We start from the raw sequence: 23,355 nt of genomic DNA on the forward strand, positions 1-23,355 counted from the left end.
CGGTCTTGCACGAGCTTTGACAAAGGTCATACCAATTGGCGCTACTGCGATTTTGAGGCGTTTTTCAGATCAGGCATGTTCGTTTACGTGGCTGCTCCGTCCGAATGTGGTCGTTTCTACAGGCCACAAAGCCTGGTCCGTTCAATTAAATGTTCGTCTAAATTCCAGAGGCGAAAGCTTCGTCTTCGACTTAAAAAATTTGTTAAAGGATGAAGGATGTTCAAAGCCCAATTGATAAGCGACTTCACGGATGGATAGCGAAGTAGTAGATATTTTTTCCTTTGCCATTTCAATAAGCTTCTGGTGGATGTGCTGTTGTGCACTCTGGCCTGTTAGGCTACGCAACATGTCGCTTAAGTAGCTGGGTGAAAGATTCAAGGCATCGGCAAGAAATTGAACCGTAGGAATTCCCTTCGTTTGTACAGTATCATTAGAGAAATATTCATCCAAAGTCTCTTCCAGCTTCCGCAACAGATCATTGCTGACGGCTTTCCGGGTAATAAACTGCCTCTTGTAGAAACGATTGCTATAGTTCAGCAATGTCTCCAGTTGAGAAATAATCACATCGTGACTGAAATCATCGATTCGGGTCTGCAATTCATCATCAATGTTTTTGAAGATCGTTGTGATGGTGTCCTTTTCTTTTTCGGAGAGATGCAACGCCTCATTGGCCGAATAGGAAAAGAAACCGTATTGTTTGATCTTTTTTCCTAACGGGTAATTCAATAGAAAATCAGGATGGACGAGTAGCGTAAAACCAGCATGGTCGCCATTGTTTTCTCCGTTTGTAGCGGCTACCTGGTTTGGGGCTTTAAAAAATAGTCCTCCTTCGTCGAAGTCGTAGTAGCCTTGTCCGTACTTTAATTTTCCTGTGAGATTTTTTTTGAATGATATTTTGTAAAAATTATAAACAAAAGAATGCGGCAGCCTGCTTGAATCTATTGCAATGTCTTTTATCTCTACCAAACTGATCAGCGGATGCAAGGGTTTTGGCAACCCGAGCAGCCGATGCACTTCGGATAAGGATTCAAATTTATAAGGATTGTTTTCTTCCTTTTTCATGTCATTAATTTACGCATCTCATACCTGGTAAACTACCTAGCGGTTCAGAGCGTTCATGAACTTCTCCGGATAGCGTGTGCCGGCTGCACTTCCGGCGGGCACAATGGCCTCTATACTTTTTAAATCCTGCGGCGTGAGTAGTATGTTTTCGGCGGCAATGTTTTCCTCCAGATACTTGACGCGTTTTGTGCCGGGGATCGTAATGATGTCGTCGCCTTGTGCGAGCACCCATGCAATGGCCAACTGCGACGGGCTGCAACTTTTTGCAACGGCCAGGGCTTTGATCTGATCAACCAGTTCAAGGTTTTTGTAAAAATTTTCGCCCTGGTAGCGTGGCATATTTGCACGGTGGTCCTTGATGTCTTCTGGCGTTGTGAACTCGCCGCTCAGAAACCCCCGGCTCAACGGAGCATAACCAACAAGGCCAATACCCAATTCGCGGATTGTTGGCAGCACCTCACGTTCAATGTCCCTGGTCCATAGGGAATATTCGATTTGAAGTGCAGCGATGGGATGGACAACCGCGGCCTTGCGGATTGAATCGGCCGAGGCCTCAGACAAACCGATGTAGCGAACCAATCCCTTACGAACAAGTTCTGCCATGGCCCCGACAGTTTCTTCAATCGGAATGTTTGGATCTACGCGCGCAGTGGTGTAGAGATCGATATAATCTGTTTTAAGACGCTGCAGGCTATGCATAACCATATTCCGGATGTAGTCAGGATGTCCATTCACAGGACCGGGTCCCATCGGCGAAACCATCTGACCGGTTTTTACAGAAAGGAACGCTTTGTCGCGTTTGCCCCGGATGGCTTTTCCGATGAGCAGTTCGTTGTGCCCTGCCAGGTAGTAGTCTGCTGTGTCTAAAAAATTATGACCCAGTTCCAGTGCCCGTTCAATGGTTGCAATCGACTCTTTTTCGTTGCTTTGTCCGTATGCGCCAGACATACCCATACATCCAAGTCCTACCGCCGATACATTCGGACCGTTTTTCCCCAATTTTCTATTCATGACCTTTAAATTTTGTTTTATAGCACAAAGATCATGGGTTGCGCTACGCTGGAGTTAGTTTAATCGAGGCAATGCTTAGTCTGATTTTGGATTTGAACAAGCACTCCATCAACGAAAAAAGCCAACCAGTCAAGGCTGTTTTTTTTCTTCACAGTGTCTTTACGCCGCCGTCCATCACGATCTCTGCACCCAGCATATATTTTGAATGATCGGACGCGAGGAATAAAAATCCATTGGCGATCTCTGAAGAACTTCCCAATCGCTTTGCAGGAATGATTGTGGCCATGTAGTCTTTTATTCCGGCAACCTGCTCGTCTGATGCACCACCCCGGGAAAAGAACGGCGTGTCGATGGCGCCGGGAGACAGCACATTGACACGAATGTTTCGGGCACTAAGCTCTTGTGACAACGTGCGCGCCAGAGATCGCACGGCCGCTTTGGTGGCTGAATAAACCGCGACGCCTGGAAATCCCTTTTCGTTGACGGCGCTGGAGGTAAGCACAACAGAAGCGCCGTTGTTGAGAAAAGGCAAGGCTTTCTGAATAGAAAAAAATGCGCCTTTGAAATTCACATCGCTCACCTTGTCAAAATCCGCTTCCGAAACGTGGTCGAACGGACCGGAGACATCTAATCCCGCATTGACAATGAGCACATCGAATTTGCCAAGCTTGCTGTGAAGCTGCTCGTAGGAATCTGTGATGGAACGCACGTTGGACACGTCGGCTTGAATTGCGATGGCACCGTGCTTTATTTCGTTGACGGCCTGGTCAAGGGTGGCTTGATTGCGCCCGGTGATGCCGACTTTGGCACCCTGTTCGGCAAACAAAATTGCTGTCGAAAGTCCTATGCCGCTGTTTCCGCCGGTGATAACGGCTGTTTTGTTTTCTAATGTTTTCATGGTTTAAATATTTCTTCAAATGTATTGTGCGGAATGCTATACATTTGTGTGCAGTATACTATTGTATAGCACATATCAGCCATGGTGAAGGAAGCAAAGACCCGTATCGTGAAAGTGAAAAAAACGGCATTGAAAGAACCGGCCGCCAAATATTCGTGTCCCGAAATGAAGTACATCCACGACACGCTGTATGTGCTGAATGGAAAATGGAAGATGCTCATCATCCTTTCTCTGCGAAATGGAAATACGCGCTACCGCGAAATCGCCAGAAGTATTCCCCTCATCACCTTCCGAATGTTGTCGAAGGAGTTGAAAGAACTGGAACAAAATAAAATCATCTCCAGAAAGGTCACCCACGACACGCCGGTAATGATCGAATATGCGCTAACCGAATATTCAAAAACACTTTGGCCGTTGATCCGGGAAATGATTAATTGGGGAAAGAATCACAGAAAGGTGATCTAGGATTGGCGCTGGCATAAGGCAGCCAGAAACCATTTTGCCCCACGGGCATCGTTGTGTATCTTTCCAAAGACATCTCAAGACTTGACTTTGTATGTTGTTCAGAAAACATATACCGGCTTACCCCCTCTGCAATGTGATCCAGCATATGGTATATGTTAAGGGAGGTTCGTCGGCCATTCCATATATCAAAGAGCTGCCGGGGAGTGGCATCAACCTGGTCATCGATCTGAACGAAAAAACCAGCAATACTATTTTCGCAGAGCATGATTTCAGTGGCAAGCATATCGTAAAAAATGCCTGGATATCGGGCGTGCAGGCGAAAGCCATCTATTATAAAAACAACCCCGAGTCAACCATTGTCAGCGTTCGCTTCACCATGGGTGGATTCTATGCCCTTAGCAAAACACCCATCACAGCCATTGGCCATGTGGGCCTCGATGCGGTGTCGATCTTTGGTAATTCGTTTAACCATTTGTATCAAAAACTTATTGAAGCGGCGGATGTAGATGCGGTATTTGCCCTTATCGAAAACTATTTTGTGCAGTATGCGATCGAGGCCTCGTTTGAAAGCTCCCTCGTAAGGTTTATCGACAAAAATATTGCCCGGCCCATCGATTGGCTGATCAATAAATCGGGCTACTCTCAAAAGCATGTTATCAGTGTGGTGAAAAAACAAACCGGCTTCTCGCCCAAATACCTTCAACGGCTAAACCGGTTTCAAAACGTGGTGAATGAAATACAATTGCTTCGGGAAAGAACCGACTGGCTCACCATTGTTCAACGCTATGGCTACCACGATCAAGCCCACTTCGTAAAAGAATTTGCGCACTTCACCGGCATCACGCCCACCGAATACCTGAGGTCGCAACTGGAAATTGAAGGAAACCAGCTGGTGACCGACATGATCCTTTCTCCTCCCACGCGCTAACCCCCACAGACACAATAGCCTGAGTCCATCCACGCCCTGGAAAGGGGTCCTGGGGAGGTAAATTTTTTACAATGACCGCCCAGGCATCGGCTATAGCTTTGTAAAAAAAACAATATGAAAACGCCCACACCTTTTAAAATTGAAGTGCCGAACGAAGTGTTAACCGATCTGTCAACACGCTTGAAACAAACCCGCTGGACCGACGCCCCGGAATCTTCGGGATGGAATTTTGGAACAAATCCTGCCTACCTGCGCGAGCTGGTTCACTACTGGCAAAATCAATACGACTGGAGGGCACAGGAAGCCGCCCTCAATAAACTCCCGCAATTTAAAGTGACCATCGACGGCGTGTCCATCCATTTCATCCATGCCAAGGGAAAAGGCAAAAATCCAAAGCCACTCATTTTAACACATGGTTGGCCCGATAGCTTCTACCGGTTTTATAAGGTGATTCCGATGCTTACCGACCCCGCAAGCTATGGCGGCAACCCCGACGAATCGTTTGATGTGGTGGTGCCGTCGGTGCCGGGCTTTGGCTTTTCCGACAAAGTTGCCCACAACAGCGATGCCACAGCGGTCTTGTGGGCCAAGCTCATGACGGAAGTGCTCGGCTACACATCTTTTGTTGCTGCCGGTGGCGACGTGGGGTCGACCATAACCAAATCGCTTGCCAATCAGTTTCCGTCGCTTGTGAAGGCTATCCACTTAACCGACGTGGGGTATCCGAACGGATCGGAAGACTGGTCGACCATGACCGCGCCCGAACAGGAATTTGGCCAATTTATTCAGAGATGGTTTTTTTCGGAGGGTGCCTTCAGTCTCCTTCAAGCCACCAAACCCCAGACGGTGGGCTATGGTTTGAACGATTCGCCGGTAGGGTTAGCGTCGTGGATGGTCGAGAAATTTCACGGCTGGTCTGGCAGCCCCGAAAACCTGGATGACCACTTCACAAAAGATGAGATCATCACCAACGTGATGATCTATTGGGTAACGCAAACCATCAACACCTCCATTCGCACGTATGCTCTGGAGGCGCAGGCAGCGTGGTCGGGAGGTTTGAAGTCAAATCAAAAAGTGGATGTGCCCACAGGTGTATCATTGTTTCCTGGCGAGGCTCCATTTCCCATGGAATGGGTAAACCGGAAAGTGAACACAAAACGATTCAACAAAATGACAACCGGCGGACACTTTGCCGCACTGGATGCGCCACAGGTTTTTTCAAAAGAGCTGGCGGACTTTTTTTATAGCGAAGGATGACAGGATTGGTTTGAGTGAGGGTGTTTGGTTCACTGCGAATAAAAAGCCCGTTCCGATTTTAATCGGAACGGGCTTTCATTTTTGTTACCTGACAACAACTTCTTGAATTTTCATGCCATCAAGGTTTGATCTTGATTCAAATACTATTCTACTTATACGTTGTTACGTAAACATTCTCGGGTTCATTCAGTACTTCGTTAAACTCTTCCGTTCGGATGAGCTTATTCTGCCGGTTATAAAAATATTTTATCTTTTGTGTCAAGATCCTCTGTTCATCAAATCTGAGAAATTCAGCGAGGTTTCCTTGCCGGTCAAATAGGGTATAGTTGTGCCATCCCGGATATGAAGACGTTGTATAGTGAATTTGTTGGGCCTTTTCATTGTAGTCATACTTGATGACGTAGTAAAGCCGACCGTCTCTGAAATATTGTATCTGGATATTGTTCCGTAGAGAGTCGTAGCTGTAGATGGCCTCAAGTCCATTGCTCCGCGTTTCTTTCATAAGGAGCGTGTCGTTCCTGTCGTAATAATAAACTGTATTACCGACTTCATTCTTTTCGTTGTTGACCATTTTTCTTTTGAGCCTGCCCAATTGGTCATAAAAGAAGAGCGTTTTAGATGATTCCAGTTTGCCGGAAAATCCAATCATTTGTAATTTTTCTCCACTACTTGGCCACGCTCGTTAAACATTTGCTCCGAGTTGTTGATCATTTTTCCATTGTCGAAATATGTTGTTCTGATCGCTCGTCCGTTTGTATCATATTCATTGGTCTCCCTTATGGTTTTAACAGTATCGCCTGTTTCGCTAAAGGAAAAATGATGTGTGATGGATTTTGATTGTCCGAAACAATCAAAGGATAAAAGAAGCACAAGGGGTGAGGGTGAATAATTTTTCTGGCATTCTAATTTTTAGTTGAGATTCCCTTTCAAGTTCACGTGACAGCACAATTTCAAATCATTGCAGCAGATACACTTGCTAGCGCGAGTGCATTACTTTGTCGTACAGACTTTTTAGTTGCGTGTCACCAAAACCATAATTGCTTTCGCGGTTCCAAAATTCTTTGAACACTTTATGGAAATCGGTGGAGATATTTTTTGTGATGTCTTCAATAACTCTTTCGGGCCTTCCGTTTGTGCCATCTCTTGGAAAGCGGTCAACATGTGCCTTTACTACTTCTTGCAGATAGGGAAAAGCTAAAGATTGATGCGTTGAGAGATTTGTCAACTCTTCCAGGTTGCCATTTTTGTAAGCCGTCCACAACGTTTGCCCGAAATTAATATCGGCTTCGCTTAACTGAATTCTATCCGAATAACAACCTTAAGTTCATCTGAATTTGCTGGCCCCAAGCCATTCCAAAAATGTTTACTGGTTTTGTCTAAATAAGAAGTGGAAATGACAAAGACGTTTCTCGTAATTGACAAACTATGAATAATTGAAATAACGAACCACATATTTACTTGGCAGAACAAGTCATATTCAAACCAGAGATTAAACTCAGAGTGATCAGGTGCATTCATTATTTTTTTAAATTCTTTTACAACAGAATTATGGTATTCGCTTTTGGTTATTCCCATATATTGGGCTCTTGATCGCCAAAAGTCATGGAGGCCATCGCCGGATAAGTCTCCGTCAATAAGACCTTCTCTAACCACCATAATCTCCCCTTCAATTTTGCAGTTGGAAAACTATAGCAAGGGCGTCGCCGTTTAAAATATTGTAGACCATGCCCGTGAGTTTTTAGCGTTGCTATTCAAAGATATGAGATTTAGGCGATAGCAAGCGCAAACAAACAAGGCTGAGTAAGCATGTTTTTTGACGGCTGGATGAAATGAAGAATGCAACCCTGTGCGGGGCACTCACTGAAGTTCGTAGTACGAATCCACAACTTCCTGGCCGGTGTAGTTGGGGCCGGCCTGATCGTTGGCACCGATGTATGTGAAAGGAATGTTTAGCGAACGGTTTCCTGTTGCCGTGAGCAGGTGACGTTTGTTGTTATATGTCAACCCACTGTCGTGAAGCCAGGTTGATATGTGTTTGTGAAAATTCTTTTGCGAGAGGCTTTTGAAATTCTGTAGATCCAGATTGGCTACAAATGTTCCACCGGGTGTTAGTAGGCTGCACGCCTTTTGAATGGCGCCTAGCTTGTCGCCAATATAGTGTAGTCCATGAACGCAGGTTATCAGGTCAAATTTGAAATTCGTGCTTAGGCTTCGAAAAGATTCTGTGAGAAGTGTGATGGAATTGAGGTCGGCGGGTATTGGATCGTAGGCATCGACCAGGTCAACACCTACCATGCGGAAATGATGGCTGGGAAATTGGGGGTTGAGATGTAGTGTGGTTTGAATGAGTGCTTTGGCTCGTCCACAACAGATGTCCATCCATGCAACAGCGTTCGACTTCTGGCAACGATCGGCCAGAAATTCTACGGGCGACAGCCAGATGTCGCGTTCGTAGCTATTTACACCTGTTGCGTTGCGCTCTCTATTCATCCGATTGTTTGCTACAACGGTTGAATGCTCCAGGCGATCGTTGGGAAGAAGGTTCATTTGACCAGGCGGCGATTAGCTTGGGCATCGATGGTCTTTCGCATGGCGGTGGCTGCCTGGATGAATCCGGCTGGGGCAACCACAAAGCCAATCTTTGCCATTAAAAAAGCTAACAAATAAAAATTTAAAATTAGGATCTGATTTTTAAATTTTAGTGTGGGTGACACCATGCTCGACCCTGAGCAACTCATTCCACAATTACCTTTCTAGTGAATTTTTTTCCATCTACATATCCTGAAATAAAATACACACCCTTGTTCCTTCCGAGCTTTACTTCAGCACAATTTGCCGTTTTAAAATTAACATACACGTTATTAACGACCTGACCCAATTCATTAATCAACTCTAAAGACGAAATTTTAGTCGTCGATTCTATATTGAATTCTCCCTTCGATGGTATTGGATATATTTTCACAAGGTCACCGCCTCTAATAATATGTTCCCGAGTTTCTTTATTGATTTTAGCCACAAGGATATCTGAATATCCATTTGATTTTTGTGTAAAGTCACGAACATTGATCGACTCTCTGAAAAATCCGGTCAAAAATATTTGATCATTTGCCATGCCTACGTCATTGAGATGATCTTGTCCCGCTCCTCCGATAGATTCTAATGACAACAGCGCTCCGTCACCAGTCAACTGAGCTAAAAAAATATCATCGGCACCTCGGCTCTCAAGCACGGACCCGTCGTTGAAATCAATTGTTTGCTGAAAGTTCCCACCGAGACACACTGTATTTGCCCGATCGATTGATATTGATTTGCCAGTATCGTTGCCTACACTTCCGAATGACTTAGCCCATACAAAATTCCCATTTTCATCGAGTCTGATTAGATAGGCATCCTGCAATCCCTTGGAATAAAGCATGTTCGCATCCCATTTCATAACGCCATTAAAAGATCCTGCCATATAGAGATTCTTGTTGTTCAGGACGACATCTTCAACGGTTGCGTGATTATTTTCCCCTATTTCCTTTAGCCATAAGGTTTTTCCTTCCAGACTATACTTCGCAAGACCGATTCGCTCTGGAGTATTAGTGGAGGTGATGTCACCAAGTTTAAATCTCCCTTTAAACTCAGCTGCAACAATACACCCCTGCTCATTGCAAGTCACCTTTCTTCCAAGACCTTCCTGTTCACTCTGCGATTGTCTTGCCCAGAGCAAGTCTCCATTTGTGTTATATTTCACAAAAAACATATCCGTAGAATTCTGTGATTCTAACTGCGTGTTACTAAATTTTGTCTTGCCCTGAAAAGAACCGGTAAGATAGATCCCCCCCAAATTGTCGATGGCCAATGCATGGGGAACATCTTGACTTGCACCGCCTGCCGTTTTGACCCAGATGAGTTGCCCATTCAAGGCGTATTTCGCAAGAAATATATCATCCATTCCATGCGATACGACCTCAATATTTGAAAATTTGGCAGACGAAAGAAAAACTCCAGTCACATAAATGAAGCCATCGTAAAATAGAATGTCAGCCCCATACTCTGTGAGACTGGATCTTAGTACGGTATCACCGCCAACTTGATTACACCAAATTGGCTCTCCCATGGCATTATACTTTGCAATAAACGCATCGCTATCACCTTTGGATGACAGTCGAGTTCCACCAAATTGTACCTCAGACTGGAAGCCTCCTGTAACATACATGTTTCCATCTTCGTCCAAAGTGATGGCCGTGCCATGATCAACATACATCCCACCAGATGAGCGTACAGATTCAGATTGGGTGGATTGAGCCGTTACCAAATTGTTGTGCGCCAGACAACACACCAATATCAAAAGAGCGTTTATCCTCAATTTCATTCAAATGTTATTTTACAGTTAGTGAAAATATAAATCGTCACAAGACGCCAATGGACTCAACGTGACGTTTGCCCCAGACTTAATGCTGAGATTGGGCTTGAGCGTTATGACGGTGCCTATATATTTTGCCTTGGCTCCTGTGTCAAATACCGCCGATGTGCCCCCACCCAATACGATAGCGCCTTTCACAACATCAGATTGCGCACTATTTACTGTAAAGTCAGTGGAAGTAAATGGAACCAACTTACAATACTCGTCGAAGTTATAAATTCCTACTCGGGAACCTGTATTCGGAGCGTAGTAATCCATGAGGTATGGACCCGAAACAATTGGAGCAAACTCTGACGTTGTATAGTTAATCTTGTAAGTTTGATAGCTATCAATCCAGAAGTCGTAAAATTTCTTAAATACATAAATTTTATAATTAAGTGCGCCGCTACCATTCCTTAACCCGACTTTAACGGCAGCATACTTGTTCGAAAGCGACAGTGCATTGGGGGTATTGTGCGATTGAACTTCACAAATCAAAGTTCCATCATTAATATCCGGGTCGATGTCTAGATGAAAACTGGCGGTTGGCGCCATATTATCTTGCCAGCCACTGGGGCCGACCTCATAAATATTAGCCACACTCCACGTTCTACTTCCACAACCAACAAAGGGAATATAACATCCCATAATAGTGTTATTGGCATAAGCTATATCTCTGAAGAATCCGGGCTGCCCTGGAGCGGGGGGTGGAGCTGATATAATTTTCTTATTGGCAAAGTCCCAAACCCCAGCCGATGTCTTGCTGACTACATAGGCTAGACCATTCACGTGAGCAACAATATAGCGCTGATCAATAAAAACGTTTCCCACCACGAGGTCAGTACCAATTGTGGCGGTGAGTTTTACCTTTGTTATCGTGCTGGCAGACCACGTCGTAGTTTTCGTCACCAAGACCAAATAAACACCATCTGCTGCCACGTTGAGATATACAGCTTGACCATCGTAAAAATCAAAACGAGCACCGCCTACAGAGGTTGAAAGTTGGATTTGATTCTGAGTTGTCGACTGTATGCTTAAGGCATTGTTGGCGCTGTTTCCAACGGCATCAAAATAATGAAGAACAGGAAAGCCAGACCCAGCGGTTCTAAGGACGATCATCGCATTATTTTTTATCTTTACCGCCAAGTTACTATACCCAGATGCGGTAGGATTAAATTGCTCTGTCAACTTCCATAACTCAGCCCCTCCAGTTCTTTTGTAAACATTAACAGCCTTGTTATCAACAAGCACCGCATGGACAGTACCGTCCAACGATATACCCGTAATTGACTGTGCATTGGGGTCCATTGCTGATAGTTTTTTTGAATATTCCGTTTCCAGTTCAGGAGATTCCCTTACTTGAATAATTTGCTCGAAGATGGGACCTCTATCTCCAAGATTACTTGTAACCTGAAGCCTCGCTTTAAATACTCCTGCCGTGTTATATGTGAAGGACGCCTTCGCCTCATAGTTGGAAGGCTCCATAAATTTGTTTGCTTGAATATCCCCCTGAAAGTCCGGAGGCAAATCATAGTTCCAAAACCACCCGACTATATTTGCGTGTGGCGACGATGTGTCATAAAAATCTACCGTCTCACCTTTTCTAATTGAAATTTTTGAGGACGTAAAACTGGGAGTCAGCTCGACAGCCTGACTAAGGACTTTTACTCTTTTGATTTTAGTAACCACATTGTTGCAGCCGTCAAGAATCCTCAGCGAAACATCCCAATCGCCTGGCGTATCAAATGTATATGTGGGATTTTGCGATGTACTGGAGGACATTGGAAAATTCCATTGCCATGCCACCCCATAGTTACAGGGAAGAACTGTTTTGTCTAAGAATTGCACTGGCGTACCTGCGTAAACTGGAGCCGCCCAAATAAAATCCACAAGAGGTTGAGACTTCACAGTGATAGCTTGTGTGGCCGTCTTTGGAGCCGCACCATCGCTAACCGTTAAGGTAATGGTGTATACTCCGGTAACATCGAATCGAATCGTAGGATTGATACTGTTCGCGCCCCCGGAAATATAAGTAAATCCGTTATTAGGAGAAATCGACCATGTGTGACTCGTGATTAACCCCGTGGATTCAGCACACGACAGATCAACTGTTAGCGGAGGGGGACCGCTTGCTAAAGATGCATTGATGATGGCACGGAGTTCTGTTGTTACCGTGATTGTCTTACTATAATTACTTTGCTCGGCACCGCTTTTCACAGTCAACTTCACCGTGTACTCACCGGCAAAACTGTATATGTGACTAGGGTTCATTTCAGTAGAGACGGTGCCATCACCAAACTCCCAAGTCCATTGGTTTACAAACGATGGAGTGGAGAGGTCCTTAAAATTTACTTTATAAGGATAGTTCCAGTCAATCAAATGAGAAAAATTTGCTTGAAGGGGATCAGCCAAAGCTTGTGACGATGTAAAAAGCACGAAGGTAATTACGAAGGCCCTTTTACCAAATTCGCTTGATTGCATTATTCTGTACATAAGGATATATCTAATTTTAAAAATCAATATATGTTTCTGACCTTATACCGTTGCCTCTTTTTTATCTCCTATCTAATTGATGCATCAAAAAACTTCAGCCACATTTAAAGCCAAGAACAATCTACTTTCTATTCATTTATTGCAAGAACGCTTCGATCTTAACATTTCCAGAGCTTCTGTTTATGTGCTTGATTTTTTAACTTCCACCGCCGTTCAATTTAGATACAATATCAACTTCTCAACAAACAACAACATTCATGTTCCAATACGCACCCCTCCTCAAAGAGAAGAAGTGTTAACGTAAGCCAACGCATTTTTAAATGCAATACATACAATCAAAGGAGAAAAATCTGATTTCATATTGGCGATCTTCATTTCTTGAAGTCAATCACTTAAATAATCAAAACGTACGCAATTGTCGACTTGAGCATGCAATAACACGCTTTCCATCGAATGTAAGTGGAGGGATATCAAATTCTCGTAATCTCAATCTAGCACAACATGAATACATACTGACGCAAAAATAATAATGCAAGGAGCATAAATATTGCGTGAGAAAAAAATCGAACCGAAAAAATCTTTTTCTCGCAATCCTGTTCCATAAATAAATTTGTTGACTTGGTTTCATGTCTATAAGTTCGTGCGGAGAAAAGAGGTGTTAGACATCTACACTATCTACATAACAGAGGCCTGGAATGAACAAACCAGCGATCAACGAGGCAATTGTAAAAAGATCAAATCTGAAATCAAAGAAGTAGAACAAAAGCTCGTATACATCCGAGACCTGCTTCCCAAGCAAATTGAACCCAATGAGGCACGAATACAGCATCAAACTTGAAAAGCTGGAGTCAATGGAACGCAGGCAGGATGAAACGAAAGTCGATCTTGAGGGGACGCCTATCGAAGGGCGTGTGTAACTTATTGAGGTTACATCTGATCTATGAAGCCGGCGATATTGAGAAGAAGCGGGAAGTAATTGGTTCGACGTATCCCAAAAATCTCACTTTTGACGGAGGTGTTTTTCGAACACTAAACTCAATGAAACATCTATTTGATCGACAAGGAGTTAGAAGACGAAAAAAGAGGACAAATGAAAAAATAGTCACTTGTCCTCTCAGGTCGCCCTCCCTGTACAATTTTCGAACACTTTTTTAGAGGATTTGAAACGGCTGGCAAGCCTAGCGGCATAGTTCCGCAGGTTTTCCGGCCTTTTTCATTAATGGGCAGGCAATGGAGGAGAATAAGACAACAATTTGGGATGAGATCAAGCGGATTGACTTGGTCGGCTATTTGGACAGCTTAGGTCACCAGCCTAAACTGATTCGAAATAGTGACTATTGGTATTACTCCCCTTTCCGCGAAGAAAAAACTCCATCATTTAAAGTCAATCGTCAGCGAAACGTATGGTTCGATCATGGAACAGGCGAAGGCGGAACAATAATTGACCTGGGTGTCAAGCTTTTCAACTGCACGTACCGTGAGTTGATTGAAAAATTAACAAATGGTAATTCCATTCTGAACAAACGTTCAGAGACACCGCCAATAAAGGACGGTACTACCAAGAGTAAAATCGAGGTTTTGTCTGTCGGTAGTCTAAAAGCCCCAGAGCTGACGAGCTACCTAAAGAGTCGAGGCATTTACATTGACACAGCCGCACAATATTGCTCGGAAGTGGATTTCCGAATTGGTGAAAGAACTTATAAGGCCATAGGCTTTCCCAATCGTACCGGAGGATTTGAACTACGCAATCAATGGTTCAAAGGCTCATCTACTCCCAAAGACATTTCTTTGATCACCTCTGAGAACAACTCTTCGAAGCTATCAGTTTTTGAGGGATTTATAGATTTTCTCTCTGCACTAACAATCAGCAACCCCAAGTTCCTTGAGACAACAAAGGATTCAAGTTTTCTAGTGCTGAACTCCGTGTCCTTCATCGGAAGAGAAATTCCATTGCTGCGATCATTCCCTGAAGTGACTCTATTTCTCGATAATGACAATGCAGGGAAAGAAGCGAAGACACGCCTTCACGCAGAAGGCATCTACTTTAAAGATGCATCAACCTGGTATTCCAAACATAAAGATGTGAATGATTTTCTCTTGTCCGCTTCATTGGCAAAAGAACAGAAATCAATAAGTCCGAAGCGGAGAAGCAGACTAAGGCGATAGTCAGACCAACAATATTTGATGGATAATGCAACACAACTAAAAACAAAAACCATGAAAAAGAAAATTCAATTTATCACACAAGCCAAAGGAGGCGCGGGTAAGTCTGTATTAACATTTATGCTTGCTGAAAAGTATAAGGAAGCCGCGCTACTTGATCTCGATGATGCAACGACAACCACAATGAAGCAGCTTGCCTATCGCAAACCTGTCAAAGTTTCCTTTCTTGACCCTAACACCAAACGAATCGACAGAGGGGCTTTCAACGCACTCTTTGAGAGTGTTATCGGTGCAAACAAGGAATTATTTATCGCAGATCTTGGTGCCAGCGTAGCCGAGCAATTGCCAAAATATTTTTCCATGAATGGAATTGATGTCATCATGGAAGTTCTCAATCAAAGTGAGATTCAATTGCAGCTTGTTTGCATTGTGGGCGGTGGAAATATATTCAGAGCTACGATGGAATATCTGGCAGAACTGGTAGAGTCGACAAAAGAATCACTGGAAATAGTAGTCGCTCAAAATGGTTTTTATCCTTGCTCATCGGAACAGCAAACCCTACTGCTTGAGTACATCCAAGCGAATGAACTCTCCTTAATACACTTCGATCTTGTAAAAGACAAAGGCGAAATAGCTATGAGAACGGTAGAGAATGTTTTGAAGGATGGAAAAGGCACCACCGGCCTGAGCCCGTTTACTTCCATTTATTTTAAAAAACCTATTGAAGAACTAAATCTCTAAGAGATGGCTATGACTGATCAGGAGCAAAAAGAGCTTCGTGCTTATTGTGCTTCCCTTCTCAAAGAGTATGGATTCCAGTTTTCACCGAATGACCCGGTGATACCTGCCTTGTATATCATTCACAAAGAGATGGAGCTTAACAACCAAAACAACAAAGCCCTTGCTTCACAGGTGAATGAGGCTTCATTAAGAATCAATCCAAAAGTGTTTCATTTTCAGTATCCAGGTGAAGCATGGAAGTTTCAGATGGCAATTGTATTTAAATGGATCATAAGTGGACTGATCGCAGCTTTGTTCACACTGATTGCCGTCTGGTACTGGTCGATGGCCAACGATGTGGACAGGGCCAGAATCATAATAGAATCCTCTGGAAACATGGGCGAATTTCTGAAAGCTGTAAAGAAAGACAAGGCGGGTTATTACTTCATTGATCTCAGGGCAGCCAAAGGAGATTCCATTCGAAATTTTCATGAATATGAGAAGCTGAATGCAAATACGATAAGGATACACTTCGGTAGAGAGACGAGTAATTGAGAATTAACACCAACATGAAATGGAAAAGAAATATATCATACAATTCCTGAAAGAGAAGAAAAGAGGAGTTTACACGCTGATCGTGAACACGTATGTCGATGTGATTTCCGCAATGGGGGTCACAATGGCACTAAGAGTAATCAAAGACGACCTTGAAAAAGAGACAGGTACGCAAGTCGAACTCAATTATTTCAGCCTTGCTAAGGCAGTATCGAAACTGGAAAAGAAGGTAACTAAGCATTCCACAACGGTAGTCACCCGTCAGTGGAACTTTAAGGATACCAACGAAATGAAAGGTCAAGAAGAAAGGCCAGGCAGTTTCAAACTACGGCAATGAAAGCAAAACAACTTCAACTTGTTAAATCATGTCAAGTTTAAATCAGCTAAGTCCAGCTAAGTTGAGCAGTAAGGATAACCTTGCAGATAAGGAGCAAGCAATGTTTCCGCTACGCTCCAACGTGCTTGCCAAAAGCTTTGTAAAACATAAATAACCACTTCGTTCGATTTTTATACTTACGAGAGAGACTATGAGCAGACCTAAGATAAATGAACAAGACAAAAGAACAGTGCAGGTGAATATTCGGCTGACACGCGGTGAGAATGAAACGGTAAATGAGTATGCCACCGCCAGCGGTCTATCCCCTGCTAACTGGATACGCGAGAAAGTATTTACAGGAAAGGCTCCAAGTGCCAAACTGTCGGCTCTGGATGCTTCAGTTTATCAGGAGCTAAGGAAGATCGGGGTTAACCTGAATCAGGCAACCCATAAACTCAACCAGGGAGATTTTCCGAAAGAGCTGCGAGCGATTCAACTTGAACTGATGATGTTATTGAACCAGATACTCAAATCTATACTCCATGACCGCCAACATGATCAAGGGTAAAGGCTTCCGGGGAGCCTTGCGTTACAATCTGGAGAAAGTTGAAAAGGATGTCGCAGAGGTGTTGGATCATTCCTTCGTGGACGTCCGTGAGAAATCCATTATGAAAGAAATTCAGATGATCCGAATCATGCGCCCCAATCTGCAAAAGTACTTCTATCACACCTCCATTAATTTTCCTCCTTGCGAGGAATTGACAAATGCGACGATGGTGCAGATAGGTCAAGACTATTTACGCGAGGCTGGCTTTACACAACATCAATATATTATGTTTCGACATTACGATGCAAGCCACCCACACTTGCATATACTGGTAAATCGAATTGGTTATGACGGAAAGGTTTTAAGCGATAGCAACGACTTTGCCAAGTGTGAGAAGATACTTAGAGATCTTGAAAAGAAATACAAACTGACCGAGGTGATGTCCAGTAACCAGGCAAGAAAGCGCGCAGTAAAGAAGGACGAACTCGAAATGATGAAGCGAAAAAATGCACCTTCACACAAGGTGGCTCTACAGAAGATTATAGAGAACATTCTTGCCGCCAAGCCGAACTTGTCATGTTCGGAATTTGTCCAACAACTCAACAACAGGAGTATCAATGTGTTGTTTAATCAAGCATCTACGGGATATGTAAGTGGTATTTCATATTCTTATGACGGTATAACAATCACTGGGTCAAAGCTTGGAAACGACTTTAAGTGGACAACACTCAAAGGGAAACTAAATTACAATCAGGAAAGGGATCGTGCGATAATTGACTATGCTAATGCTCAAACAAGATCTTCAAAACCAGTGCCGAATGAGGCGATCAGTCGTGTTAACGATCAACTATCCGAATCTCCCAAAATCAGCAAACCAGTTTCATCGCCAAAAACACAAATATACCAGCACAAAGACAACGAAGGGAAATTATCACTGAACTCTCCATTGGAGACAGTAATCTCAAATTTGTTTCATGCGGAAGACCATTTTAACATTGACCCTGAAAATGCGCTGAAAATAAAACGAAAACGGAAGCGTAGAATAATTCGCAGATAAGCCGTCTCAAACTTTAGGCTTATATCTTCCATGAAATTTCATAGCAAAACTCGTCGGCCTTACTGTGATCGGTGATCAAAAAGCCTGCACGGGAAAGTTCATCTCTTTGCGAAAGAGTAAGAATATTATAAACGTGCATGCAATAGTCTCCTTTCTTTGCAAAGGACTCTATGGCTGAATATATCTCCGAAAGATCGGCAGTATTGGCTGTGTCGGATAATTGCCTGGCATCGGCAGCTTTCATGCAAACAATTTCTGCTAGTAGCATAATTCAACCAAAAGCATTTTCCGAGCGGTAGCATTTTGTTTCCCAGATGGCCAAAGAGTTAGCCCAAACTCTGATACTGCATGTTCTTGACTTGTGTTTTAATCGCAAGAATTAATTTTCTCGCAAAGGTTGCTTAGGGTGGCACACTAAAGGAGTTGTGCCAAAAGCTTCCGGCATAAACGGTTTCCCCCTTCCAGCTATCGCTTCCAGGAACCCCCAATTATTCCTTTTCCTTTTGGCACAACTCTCCACCCTAAGCAAGGGACATGCTCCATAATTAATTCTTACGATTATGGAAAACACAAATGATCAATCAAAACAATTTCAAGTTGCAGAGATTCAGCTCTCGTACAAGTCCCCTGTAAAGCCATCGATGAGGCCTAAGATCAATGGATCGAAAGATGCTTGTGAAATACTGAAACAAAGTTGGGATGAATCCAGGCTCGAACTTGTTGAACAGTTCAAAGTTCTATTCACCAACAGAGCCAACAAAGTTCTGGGAATATTTGAGGTATCCACTGGTGGAATCGCTGGCACGGTAGCTGATCCGAAGTTGATCTTTGTAGCCGCACTTAAAGCCGGGGCATCAGGCGTAATTCTTTCGCACAATCATCCGTCAGGAAATCTTTCGCCAAGTCAAGCTGACATTGACCTGACCCGCAAGATAAAGGAAGGGGGAAAACTACTGGAAATACAACTTCTGGACCACATCATTCTTACGTCCGAAAGCTACTATTCATTCGCTGATGAGGGGTTAATATAACCTCTCATACAGATGTAGGTTACTTTCTTTTTCCAGTCTTCTGTTTCTTCAAAGTCGTCAGTTCGTTGTACATCTTTACCGCCTGTCGTTGTATGGCCCCGAATTCAAGATCCATCTGCTTACTATGTTTGTCCAATATTTTAGAATAACGCAGATAGGTTTTGTCAGCGCCGTCATCCAATTCCACATTCTTAAGAATTAAGTGATCGAGATTGGGTTCAGAATCATAAGGGCCTAAGCCGATACTCTCCAGATCATCAAAGAATCGTCTGCACTTCAATTGTTGTTCAATAAGGTAAATCGTTACCTGTTCATGATTGGCTAACCGCATTAATGATATGATACTTTTTGACATGGCGATAGTAGTGAATAATGCTTTTCTATTTAGTTACCATTGTATTTATTGATAATGTCATCCGTATCACGATACTCCCAATGGTTTTCGGCCTCATCCAGAACACGCATTAAGTCCCAGACTCCTTCTATCAGGATTTTCCGATCAATGCGATAGTTGATTCCACCGTTACCATAAATCAGGTAATCAACAATCATGTTCCGAAACTCGCGGTTGAATTCTTTTGGCGGGTAGTATTGAAGAAACATTGCCAGTTTGTATTCAACTGTTCGGTGGAGAAAAGGTGCCCTTATTGGTTTTTTCCTTCGTCTTTTTAAACTTGATTTCATAGCCATCGGTTTATTATTACACATCCATTACAAACTCCTTGATGCGGGGTTTGCCCTTCAACAACAGCTTTCCGCTTCCATGGAGAAATGCGCTCAATTGATCCTCAACATGGATTGAAACAGAACCTGAATCCTTGATTGTAAGCCTTGCCTCTGAGGTCTCAAGATCACTGCCCACAAAATTTCCGGGGCCGGTGTTTAGTATTTTTGCACAGGCCGCAGTACCGCTTATTTTTAGACTACCGATCTTAGTAACTGTCGCATCGAGCGTTGATACATTTACCTTCAGATCAATTTCTCCTTTTCCGTTTTGCACAATGCCGAGAAATTCTGACTCAATGAAATCCGTGCAAGAAACTCTACCCGATCCATCAATTACCAATCCGGTCAATGCAGTATAGGTCACGTGGACAATAGCGTAAGGTATCGGATCACCGGTGTTATTTCTGACTGACAATCGCAGTCGTTGGTTCTGGACTGCATAAGTAATTTTCGATTCTCCCTTTTTTGAAGTTTCGATCCTAATATTTTCGGTACTACCTCTGTAAAGGATGATGTCGAATGGTACATCAATTACTATCGTATCAAATTTTTCAAGGTCGGTATCGTTGGCCGGAATGTTTCCTGCGTTTCTATTTGTACACAGCTCTTTAACCAAATCATGTAAAGCGCTTACACGTTCCATTAGTGCAAATACGTTGTTCGCTGTTACTTCGTAACCATCCTTGTATCTGACGTCTGAATACGCCCTATGAAGTATCTCAAGCAAGTCAGCCTCCTGATCTGTAGATGAAGGGAAAAGGCTTTTTACTTCCGGAGTGATATTCTCCACTAGGGAGAACAATCTTTTTATGCTGTGTGTAGTCGGTCTATACCCCAGGCAGGATTTTAGCAAGGCAGCACAGCTTTGTTCTACTGACTGATGAAACATAAACGCGGCTACTTCATTGCGTTCTTCGGTAGCACAATTGCATCCTGTTTCGTAAAACGACTGGGCTAAAGCAAGTTGCCTTTCATCGGTAAGGAGTTCCTTCGTATTTTGTGGTGTTTCGAAGGGAGTTTGGCTTTGATCAAAGAGCAATACCCCATTGTAGTATAGGTTGGTAAAAAATGGATTACCCTCCTTTAACCCGCAGTTGACAGCATCGATACTATGAACAACCGCGATGAGATCAAGTTGGTCGGTGCGAAGGTTGTCGAGAATGTTCAGAACACCATCTCTGTTCCGTTTATCCTTTTCATTGGTTACAATCAACAAGTCAATAGACGTTTCGATTACACCTGACCTTTCTTGCTGAAAACTGCTCCATCGTTGCCGAGAATTTGAGCGAAGACCATAGCAAATGATTTTCTCCGGTTGAACTGCATGAACGATTTTGGAAACTGTTTCCTGAATAAGGGAAAGCTGTAAGTCAGTTACATAGGGAAGCACAGTTTCCATAACTCATTTGCCTTTAGCCATTTTCTTTTTGATGGCCAATATCTCATGGTACGCCTTGAAAGCTTGTTTGGCAATACTGTCTTTATCGGCCTCAAGGTTTTTGCTTCGTTTCTCCATGATGTCAAAATATTTGTCGGAGATACGGTCATCATCGTCATCCAAACCGATGACCTGGAAAATCAGCGAGTCCAAATGTGGCTCGAAGACACTTTCAGTCGTGCCTACTTCCTGCAGCAACTGAAATAGCTTGCGGCTCTTGAGTTCTTCTTTTATCAGGAACAGCGGCAGTTGGATATCAATGGGCAGCTTTACAAGAGGATAAGGTGAGTTTGTAAATTTCATATCATCAAGCTTTTAGGTGAAATATGTACCCGTATAAATATGGGGGTAAAAATACCTAAATATTTGTATCTCCTAATATTGATGTGTGAAAAAAGTTGATATTACCGATAAGCAGCTTCAGGTTCTGCGTCTGATTTCTGAAGGCTATAGCAGTGAGGAGATTGCTAAGAAGCTTGGAAACAGTAAGAAGACCATTGATTCAATCCGCATTGAAATGCTAAATAGATTCCAGGTAAGAAATGCCGCCCATCTAGTGGCATATGGCTTCAAAAAAAAGTGGTTGAAATGAGGGTTCAATAGCCTGAAAACAGGAGTATTCATTTGCGATAAGTATCGTTTTTTAATACATTTCGCTAAATAATACTCTCAATGCCGCAGCAAGTCGTTTTACGAGGATTGCCTGACTGGGTGGATCAGCTTCAGTCAAAAGGAAAGCTGGCTTTTGCTCTAAGTGAAGCACATAAGGCTTTTCCCGACCTGTCTGAGGATGCCGTTAAATTAGCGCTGAACCGTCTTTCCAAAAAGGAGCGCATAGTCTCTATCTACAAGGGCTATTACCTGATAATTCCCCTCCAATATGCTTCAAAGGGTATACTTCCCCCAGCGTTATACATTGACGGCCTTATGCAACACCTTCAACGGCCTTACTACGTAGGTCTATTGAACGCGGCTGCTTACCATGGTGCTGCCCACCAGCAGCCGCAGGAGTTTTTTATCATTACTTCGCTTCCGGCATTACGCGCCACTCAACGAAAGGGACTTAAAGTAAACTACATAAGCAAAAAGTCAATCAGGGAAGAACTTCTTGAAAGCCGAAAAACTGAAAGTGGATACTTGAAAATCTCCTCAGCCGCACTAACAGCAACGGATTTGGTTCAGTTTGAAAAACGAATTGGCGGCATGAACCGCGCAGCTACCGTTATTAACGAACTCGCTGAGGTATTAAAGCCGGAGATGTTTACTTCGCTTTTATTTGATGAAGCATCAACGCATTCCATACAACGCTTGGGATACCTATTGGAATACAAAGTCCAACGAAAGGATCTTGCCGAAGCGTTGTTACTGAGAGCAAAGGAAGCCAAGCTATCATTTTTTCGTGTACCGCTTAAGGCAGATTTACCAGACAAAGGTTTTTCATCAGACGACAAATGGAAAGTAATTGTCAATACCGAAATTGAAATAGACGAATGATTCCACAGGCATATATAACAGAATGGTCAACTCATGTTCCCTGGCAAACAAATGAACAGGTGGAGCAGGACTTGGTTATATGCCGTGCACTCGTGGAAATCTTCTCTGACAAATTCCTCGCTGATAGACTTGCCTTTCGTGGCGGCACTGCTCTTCATAAGCTATACCTTGAACCACAGCCACGCTATTCCGAGGACATTGACTTGGTTCAAATAACAAATGAACCTTTCGGTCCTGTGATTGATGCACTACGTCATAGACTTTCTTTTTTAGGTGTACCAACACGGAAACAAAAAGAGAATAACAATACGTTAGTTTTCAGATTCGAATCTGAATTTCCGCCAGTTCAACGGCTTCGCTTAAAAGTGGAGACGAATTGTCGCGAACATTTTTCGGTACTTGGCCTCGTTAAGTTTCCTTTCAAAGTAGAATCGTCATGGTATAAAGGTTCGTGTGAAATCACCACATATCAATTGGAAGAATTGCTTGGTACTAAGCTTCGTGCGCTATACCAAAGGAGAAAAGGGAGAGACTTATATGATTTACATAAGGCATTTACATTAAAAAAAGGTCTCAACACTGGTAACCTAATAAAATGTTATCTTGAATATATGAAGTTTTCTGTCGGTAACTCTCCAAGTCAACAGCAATTCATAGATAACATGGAACTTAAAATGAAGGATAATGAATTTCGTGGTGATATTACCGCACTACTTCGCCCCGCGGAGAAATATGATCACGATTTCGCTTAAGAAAGCGTTAGAACAGAATTATTATTGAAGCTCTAAATATGTATTCAGTTTTGCC

27 protein-coding genes are annotated in these 23,355 nt (G+C 43.2%); 13 read left to right on the forward strand and 14 right to left on the reverse strand.

From position 1 onward, the window contains the following. Window positions 1-141: 141 nt before the first annotated feature. The 3 genes from JI741_RS30885 to JI741_RS30895 all read right to left on the reverse strand — a co-directional run bounded on the left by JI741_RS30885 (window position 142) and on the right by JI741_RS30895 (window position 2,971). On the reverse strand, window positions 142-1,062 hold the full coding sequence (locus JI741_RS30885) for a helix-turn-helix domain-containing protein (RefSeq protein WP_202016251.1): 921 nt from the start codon (window positions 1,060-1,062) through the stop codon (window positions 142-144). 36 nt (window positions 1,063-1,098) lie between these two features. Then, window positions 1,099-2,073, reverse strand: coding sequence for an aldo/keto reductase (locus JI741_RS30890; protein ID WP_236676362.1), 975 nt, complete (start codon window positions 2,071-2,073; stop codon window positions 1,099-1,101). Window positions 2,074-2,221: 148 nt separating this feature from the next. Then, on the reverse strand, window positions 2,222-2,971 hold the full coding sequence (locus tag JI741_RS30895) for an SDR family oxidoreductase (protein ID WP_202016253.1): 750 nt from the start codon (window positions 2,969-2,971) through the stop codon (window positions 2,222-2,224). 81 nt (window positions 2,972-3,052) lie between these two features. On the opposite strand from JI741_RS30895, the gene JI741_RS30900 reads away from it, so the two are divergent. The 3 genes from JI741_RS30900 to JI741_RS30910 all read left to right on the forward strand — a co-directional run bounded on the left by JI741_RS30900 (window position 3,053) and on the right by JI741_RS30910 (window position 5,621). Further along, the gene (locus tag JI741_RS30900) at window positions 3,053-3,436 is read left to right on the forward strand and encodes a winged helix-turn-helix transcriptional regulator (protein WP_202016255.1); all 384 of its coding nucleotides are present in this window, start codon (window positions 3,053-3,055) and stop codon (window positions 3,434-3,436) included. A 145-nt stretch (window positions 3,437-3,581) separates the two neighbouring features. Beyond that, a complete protein-coding gene (locus tag JI741_RS30905) occupies window positions 3,582-4,364 on the forward strand; it encodes a helix-turn-helix domain-containing protein (protein WP_202016257.1) in 783 nt (260 codons plus the stop codon). A gap of 114 nt (window positions 4,365-4,478) precedes the next feature. After that, window positions 4,479-5,621: an epoxide hydrolase family protein gene (locus tag JI741_RS30910; protein ID WP_202016259.1), complete on the forward strand. Its 1,143-nt coding sequence runs from the start codon at window positions 4,479-4,481 to the stop codon at window positions 5,619-5,621. 148 nt (window positions 5,622-5,769) lie between these two features. On the opposite strand, the gene JI741_RS30915 is transcribed toward JI741_RS30910, so the two are convergent. The 6 genes from JI741_RS30915 to JI741_RS30940 form a co-directional block, all read right to left on the reverse strand. Further along, window positions 5,770-6,123: a hypothetical protein gene (locus JI741_RS30915; RefSeq protein WP_202016261.1), complete on the reverse strand. Its 354-nt coding sequence runs from the start codon at window positions 6,121-6,123 to the stop codon at window positions 5,770-5,772. Window positions 6,124-6,597: 474 nt separating this feature from the next. Continuing rightward, complete coding sequence (locus JI741_RS30920; RefSeq protein WP_202016262.1) at window positions 6,598-6,846, reverse strand: hypothetical protein; 249 nt, start codon at window positions 6,844-6,846, stop codon at window positions 6,598-6,600. Window positions 6,847-6,911: 65 nt separating this feature from the next. Continuing rightward, entirely contained in the window at window positions 6,912-7,277 is a 366-nt protein-coding gene (locus JI741_RS30925; RefSeq protein WP_202016263.1) for a hypothetical protein, read from the reverse strand. 201 nt (window positions 7,278-7,478) lie between these two features. After that, complete coding sequence (locus tag JI741_RS30930) at window positions 7,479-8,111, reverse strand: methyltransferase domain-containing protein (protein WP_236676363.1); 633 nt, start codon at window positions 8,109-8,111, stop codon at window positions 7,479-7,481. Between the two features lie 244 nt (window positions 8,112-8,355). Further along, window positions 8,356-9,978, reverse strand: a complete 1,623-nt coding sequence (locus JI741_RS30935; RefSeq protein ID WP_202016265.1) for a T9SS type A sorting domain-containing protein — start codon at window positions 9,976-9,978, stop codon at window positions 8,356-8,358. 18 nt (window positions 9,979-9,996) lie between these two features. Further along, the gene (locus tag JI741_RS30940) at window positions 9,997-12,501 is read right to left on the reverse strand and encodes a PKD domain-containing protein (protein ID WP_202016266.1); all 2,505 of its coding nucleotides are present in this window, start codon (window positions 12,499-12,501) and stop codon (window positions 9,997-9,999) included. Window positions 12,502-13,731: 1,230 nt separating this feature from the next. On the opposite strand from JI741_RS30940, the gene JI741_RS30945 reads away from it, so the two are divergent. From JI741_RS30945 to JI741_RS30970, 6 genes are all read left to right on the forward strand, one after another. Beyond that, window positions 13,732-14,667, forward strand: a complete 936-nt coding sequence (locus JI741_RS30945) for a DUF8464 domain-containing protein (RefSeq protein WP_202016268.1) — start codon at window positions 13,732-13,734, stop codon at window positions 14,665-14,667. Between the two features lie 51 nt (window positions 14,668-14,718). Continuing rightward, complete coding sequence (locus tag JI741_RS30950) at window positions 14,719-15,405, forward strand: P-loop NTPase family protein (protein WP_202016270.1); 687 nt, start codon at window positions 14,719-14,721, stop codon at window positions 15,403-15,405. Window positions 15,406-15,408: 3 nt separating this feature from the next. Next, entirely contained in the window at window positions 15,409-15,939 is a 531-nt protein-coding gene (locus tag JI741_RS30955; RefSeq protein WP_236676364.1) for a hypothetical protein, read from the forward strand. Between the two features lie 19 nt (window positions 15,940-15,958). Beyond that, window positions 15,959-16,276, forward strand: a complete 318-nt coding sequence (locus JI741_RS30960) for a hypothetical protein (RefSeq protein ID WP_202016273.1) — start codon at window positions 15,959-15,961, stop codon at window positions 16,274-16,276. A gap of 190 nt (window positions 16,277-16,466) precedes the next feature. Beyond that, on the forward strand, window positions 16,467-16,823 hold the full coding sequence (locus JI741_RS30965) for a plasmid mobilization protein (RefSeq protein ID WP_202016281.1): 357 nt from the start codon (window positions 16,467-16,469) through the stop codon (window positions 16,821-16,823). Next, on the forward strand, window positions 16,798-17,859 hold the full coding sequence (locus JI741_RS30970; RefSeq protein WP_202016283.1) for a relaxase/mobilization nuclease domain-containing protein: 1,062 nt from the start codon (window positions 16,798-16,800) through the stop codon (window positions 17,857-17,859). Before JI741_RS30965 ends, JI741_RS30970 begins: the two co-directional genes overlap by 26 nt. Window positions 17,860-17,878: 19 nt before the next feature. Here JI741_RS30970 and JI741_RS30975 read toward each other — a convergent pair whose 3' ends face one another. After that, window positions 17,879-18,103: a hypothetical protein gene (locus tag JI741_RS30975; protein ID WP_202016285.1), complete on the reverse strand. Its 225-nt coding sequence runs from the start codon at window positions 18,101-18,103 to the stop codon at window positions 17,879-17,881. A gap of 316 nt (window positions 18,104-18,419) precedes the next feature. Between JI741_RS30975 and JI741_RS30980 the strand changes: the two genes are divergently transcribed. Beyond that, complete coding sequence (locus JI741_RS30980; RefSeq protein WP_202016287.1) at window positions 18,420-18,890, forward strand: JAB domain-containing protein; 471 nt, start codon at window positions 18,420-18,422, stop codon at window positions 18,888-18,890. 19 nt (window positions 18,891-18,909) lie between these two features. Here JI741_RS30980 and JI741_RS30985 read toward each other — a convergent pair whose 3' ends face one another. Genes JI741_RS30985 through JI741_RS31000 form a run of 4 tightly spaced genes read right to left on the reverse strand, consistent with a single transcriptional unit; the run spans window position 18,910 to window position 21,357 of the window. Then, entirely contained in the window at window positions 18,910-19,245 is a 336-nt protein-coding gene (locus tag JI741_RS30985) for a hypothetical protein (protein ID WP_202016289.1), read from the reverse strand. A gap of 29 nt (window positions 19,246-19,274) precedes the next feature. Then, entirely contained in the window at window positions 19,275-19,574 is a 300-nt protein-coding gene (locus tag JI741_RS30990) for a hypothetical protein (protein WP_202016291.1), read from the reverse strand. Between the two features lie 16 nt (window positions 19,575-19,590). Further along, window positions 19,591-21,015 carry a GIN domain-containing protein gene (locus JI741_RS30995; RefSeq protein ID WP_202016298.1) on the reverse strand — a complete coding sequence of 475 codons (1,425 nt, stop codon included), beginning with the start codon at window positions 21,013-21,015 and terminating at the stop codon, window positions 19,591-19,593. A 3-nt stretch (window positions 21,016-21,018) separates the two neighbouring features. Continuing rightward, window positions 21,019-21,357, reverse strand: coding sequence for a hypothetical protein (locus JI741_RS31000; protein WP_202016300.1), 339 nt, complete (start codon window positions 21,355-21,357; stop codon window positions 21,019-21,021). An 85-nt stretch (window positions 21,358-21,442) separates the two neighbouring features. On the opposite strand from JI741_RS31000, the gene JI741_RS31005 reads away from it, so the two are divergent. The 3 genes from JI741_RS31005 (at window position 21,443) to JI741_RS31015 (ending at window position 23,300) form a co-directional block, all read left to right on the forward strand. Next, complete coding sequence (locus JI741_RS31005; protein ID WP_202016302.1) at window positions 21,443-21,646, forward strand: response regulator transcription factor; 204 nt, start codon at window positions 21,443-21,445, stop codon at window positions 21,644-21,646. A gap of 80 nt (window positions 21,647-21,726) precedes the next feature. Beyond that, window positions 21,727-22,548, forward strand: coding sequence for a type IV toxin-antitoxin system AbiEi family antitoxin domain-containing protein (locus JI741_RS31010; protein WP_202016304.1), 822 nt, complete (start codon window positions 21,727-21,729; stop codon window positions 22,546-22,548). Then, on the forward strand, window positions 22,545-23,300 hold the full coding sequence (locus tag JI741_RS31015; RefSeq protein ID WP_236676365.1) for a nucleotidyl transferase AbiEii/AbiGii toxin family protein: 756 nt from the start codon (window positions 22,545-22,547) through the stop codon (window positions 23,298-23,300). The genes JI741_RS31010 and JI741_RS31015 overlap by 4 nt, the downstream gene beginning before the upstream one ends. The last annotated feature ends 55 nt before the right edge of the window (window positions 23,301-23,355 follow it).

The sequence above is a fragment of the Chryseolinea lacunae genome (genome assembly GCF_016735595.1).
In the GTDB taxonomy this organism is placed as follows: domain Bacteria; phylum Bacteroidota; class Bacteroidia; order Cytophagales; family Cyclobacteriaceae; genus Chryseolinea; species Chryseolinea lacunae.

What these genes read in the sequence shown, in the direction of transcription:
- JI741_RS30970 (WP_202016283.1), top strand. Translation starts at nt 16,798, where the DNA reads ATGACCGCCAACATGATCAAGGGTAAAGGCTTCCGGGGAGCCTTGCGT.
- JI741_RS30895 (WP_202016253.1), bottom strand. Translation starts at nt 2,971, where the DNA reads ATGAAAACATTAGAAAACAAAACAGCCGTTATCACCGGCGGAAACAGC.
- JI741_RS30985 (WP_202016289.1), bottom strand. Translation starts at nt 19,245, where the DNA reads ATGTCAAAAAGTATCATATCATTAATGCGGTTAGCCAATCATGAACAG.
- JI741_RS31000 (WP_202016300.1), bottom strand. Translation starts at nt 21,357, where the DNA reads ATGAAATTTACAAACTCACCTTATCCTCTTGTAAAGCTGCCCATTGAT.
- JI741_RS30905 (WP_202016257.1), top strand. Translation starts at nt 3,582, where the DNA reads ATGGTATATGTTAAGGGAGGTTCGTCGGCCATTCCATATATCAAAGAG.
- JI741_RS31015 (WP_236676365.1), top strand. Translation starts at nt 22,545, where the DNA reads ATGATTCCACAGGCATATATAACAGAATGGTCAACTCATGTTCCCTGG.
- JI741_RS30965 (WP_202016281.1), top strand. Translation starts at nt 16,467, where the DNA reads ATGAGCAGACCTAAGATAAATGAACAAGACAAAAGAACAGTGCAGGTG.
- JI741_RS30995 (WP_202016298.1), bottom strand. Translation starts at nt 21,015, where the DNA reads ATGGAAACTGTGCTTCCCTATGTAACTGACTTACAGCTTTCCCTTATT.
- JI741_RS30980 (WP_202016287.1), top strand. Translation starts at nt 18,420, where the DNA reads ATGGAAAACACAAATGATCAATCAAAACAATTTCAAGTTGCAGAGATT.
- JI741_RS30910 (WP_202016259.1), top strand. Translation starts at nt 4,479, where the DNA reads ATGAAAACGCCCACACCTTTTAAAATTGAAGTGCCGAACGAAGTGTTA.
- JI741_RS30950 (WP_202016270.1), top strand. Translation starts at nt 14,719, where the DNA reads ATGAAAAAGAAAATTCAATTTATCACACAAGCCAAAGGAGGCGCGGGT.
- JI741_RS30975 (WP_202016285.1), bottom strand. Translation starts at nt 18,103, where the DNA reads ATGAAAGCTGCCGATGCCAGGCAATTATCCGACACAGCCAATACTGCC.
- JI741_RS30930 (WP_236676363.1), bottom strand. Translation starts at nt 8,111, where the DNA reads ATGAATAGAGAGCGCAACGCAACAGGTGTAAATAGCTACGAACGCGAC.
- JI741_RS30940 (WP_202016266.1), bottom strand. Translation starts at nt 12,501, where the DNA reads ATGTACAGAATAATGCAATCAAGCGAATTTGGTAAAAGGGCCTTCGTA.
- JI741_RS31010 (WP_202016304.1), top strand. Translation starts at nt 21,727, where the DNA reads ATGCCGCAGCAAGTCGTTTTACGAGGATTGCCTGACTGGGTGGATCAG.
- JI741_RS30945 (WP_202016268.1), top strand. Translation starts at nt 13,732, where the DNA reads ATGGAGGAGAATAAGACAACAATTTGGGATGAGATCAAGCGGATTGAC.
- JI741_RS30885 (WP_202016251.1), bottom strand. Translation starts at nt 1,062, where the DNA reads ATGAAAAAGGAAGAAAACAATCCTTATAAATTTGAATCCTTATCCGAA.
- JI741_RS30890 (WP_236676362.1), bottom strand. Translation starts at nt 2,073, where the DNA reads ATGAATAGAAAATTGGGGAAAAACGGTCCGAATGTATCGGCGGTAGGA.
- JI741_RS30925 (WP_202016263.1), bottom strand. Translation starts at nt 7,277, where the DNA reads ATGGTGGTTAGAGAAGGTCTTATTGACGGAGACTTATCCGGCGATGGC.
- JI741_RS30990 (WP_202016291.1), bottom strand. Translation starts at nt 19,574, where the DNA reads ATGAAATCAAGTTTAAAAAGACGAAGGAAAAAACCAATAAGGGCACCT.
- JI741_RS30915 (WP_202016261.1), bottom strand. Translation starts at nt 6,123, where the DNA reads ATGAAAGAAACGCGGAGCAATGGACTTGAGGCCATCTACAGCTACGAC.
- JI741_RS30935 (WP_202016265.1), bottom strand. Translation starts at nt 9,978, where the DNA reads ATGAAATTGAGGATAAACGCTCTTTTGATATTGGTGTGTTGTCTGGCG.
- JI741_RS30960 (WP_202016273.1), top strand. Translation starts at nt 15,959, where the DNA reads ATGGAAAAGAAATATATCATACAATTCCTGAAAGAGAAGAAAAGAGGA.
- JI741_RS30900 (WP_202016255.1), top strand. Translation starts at nt 3,053, where the DNA reads ATGGTGAAGGAAGCAAAGACCCGTATCGTGAAAGTGAAAAAAACGGCA.
- JI741_RS30955 (WP_236676364.1), top strand. Translation starts at nt 15,409, where the DNA reads ATGGCTATGACTGATCAGGAGCAAAAAGAGCTTCGTGCTTATTGTGCT.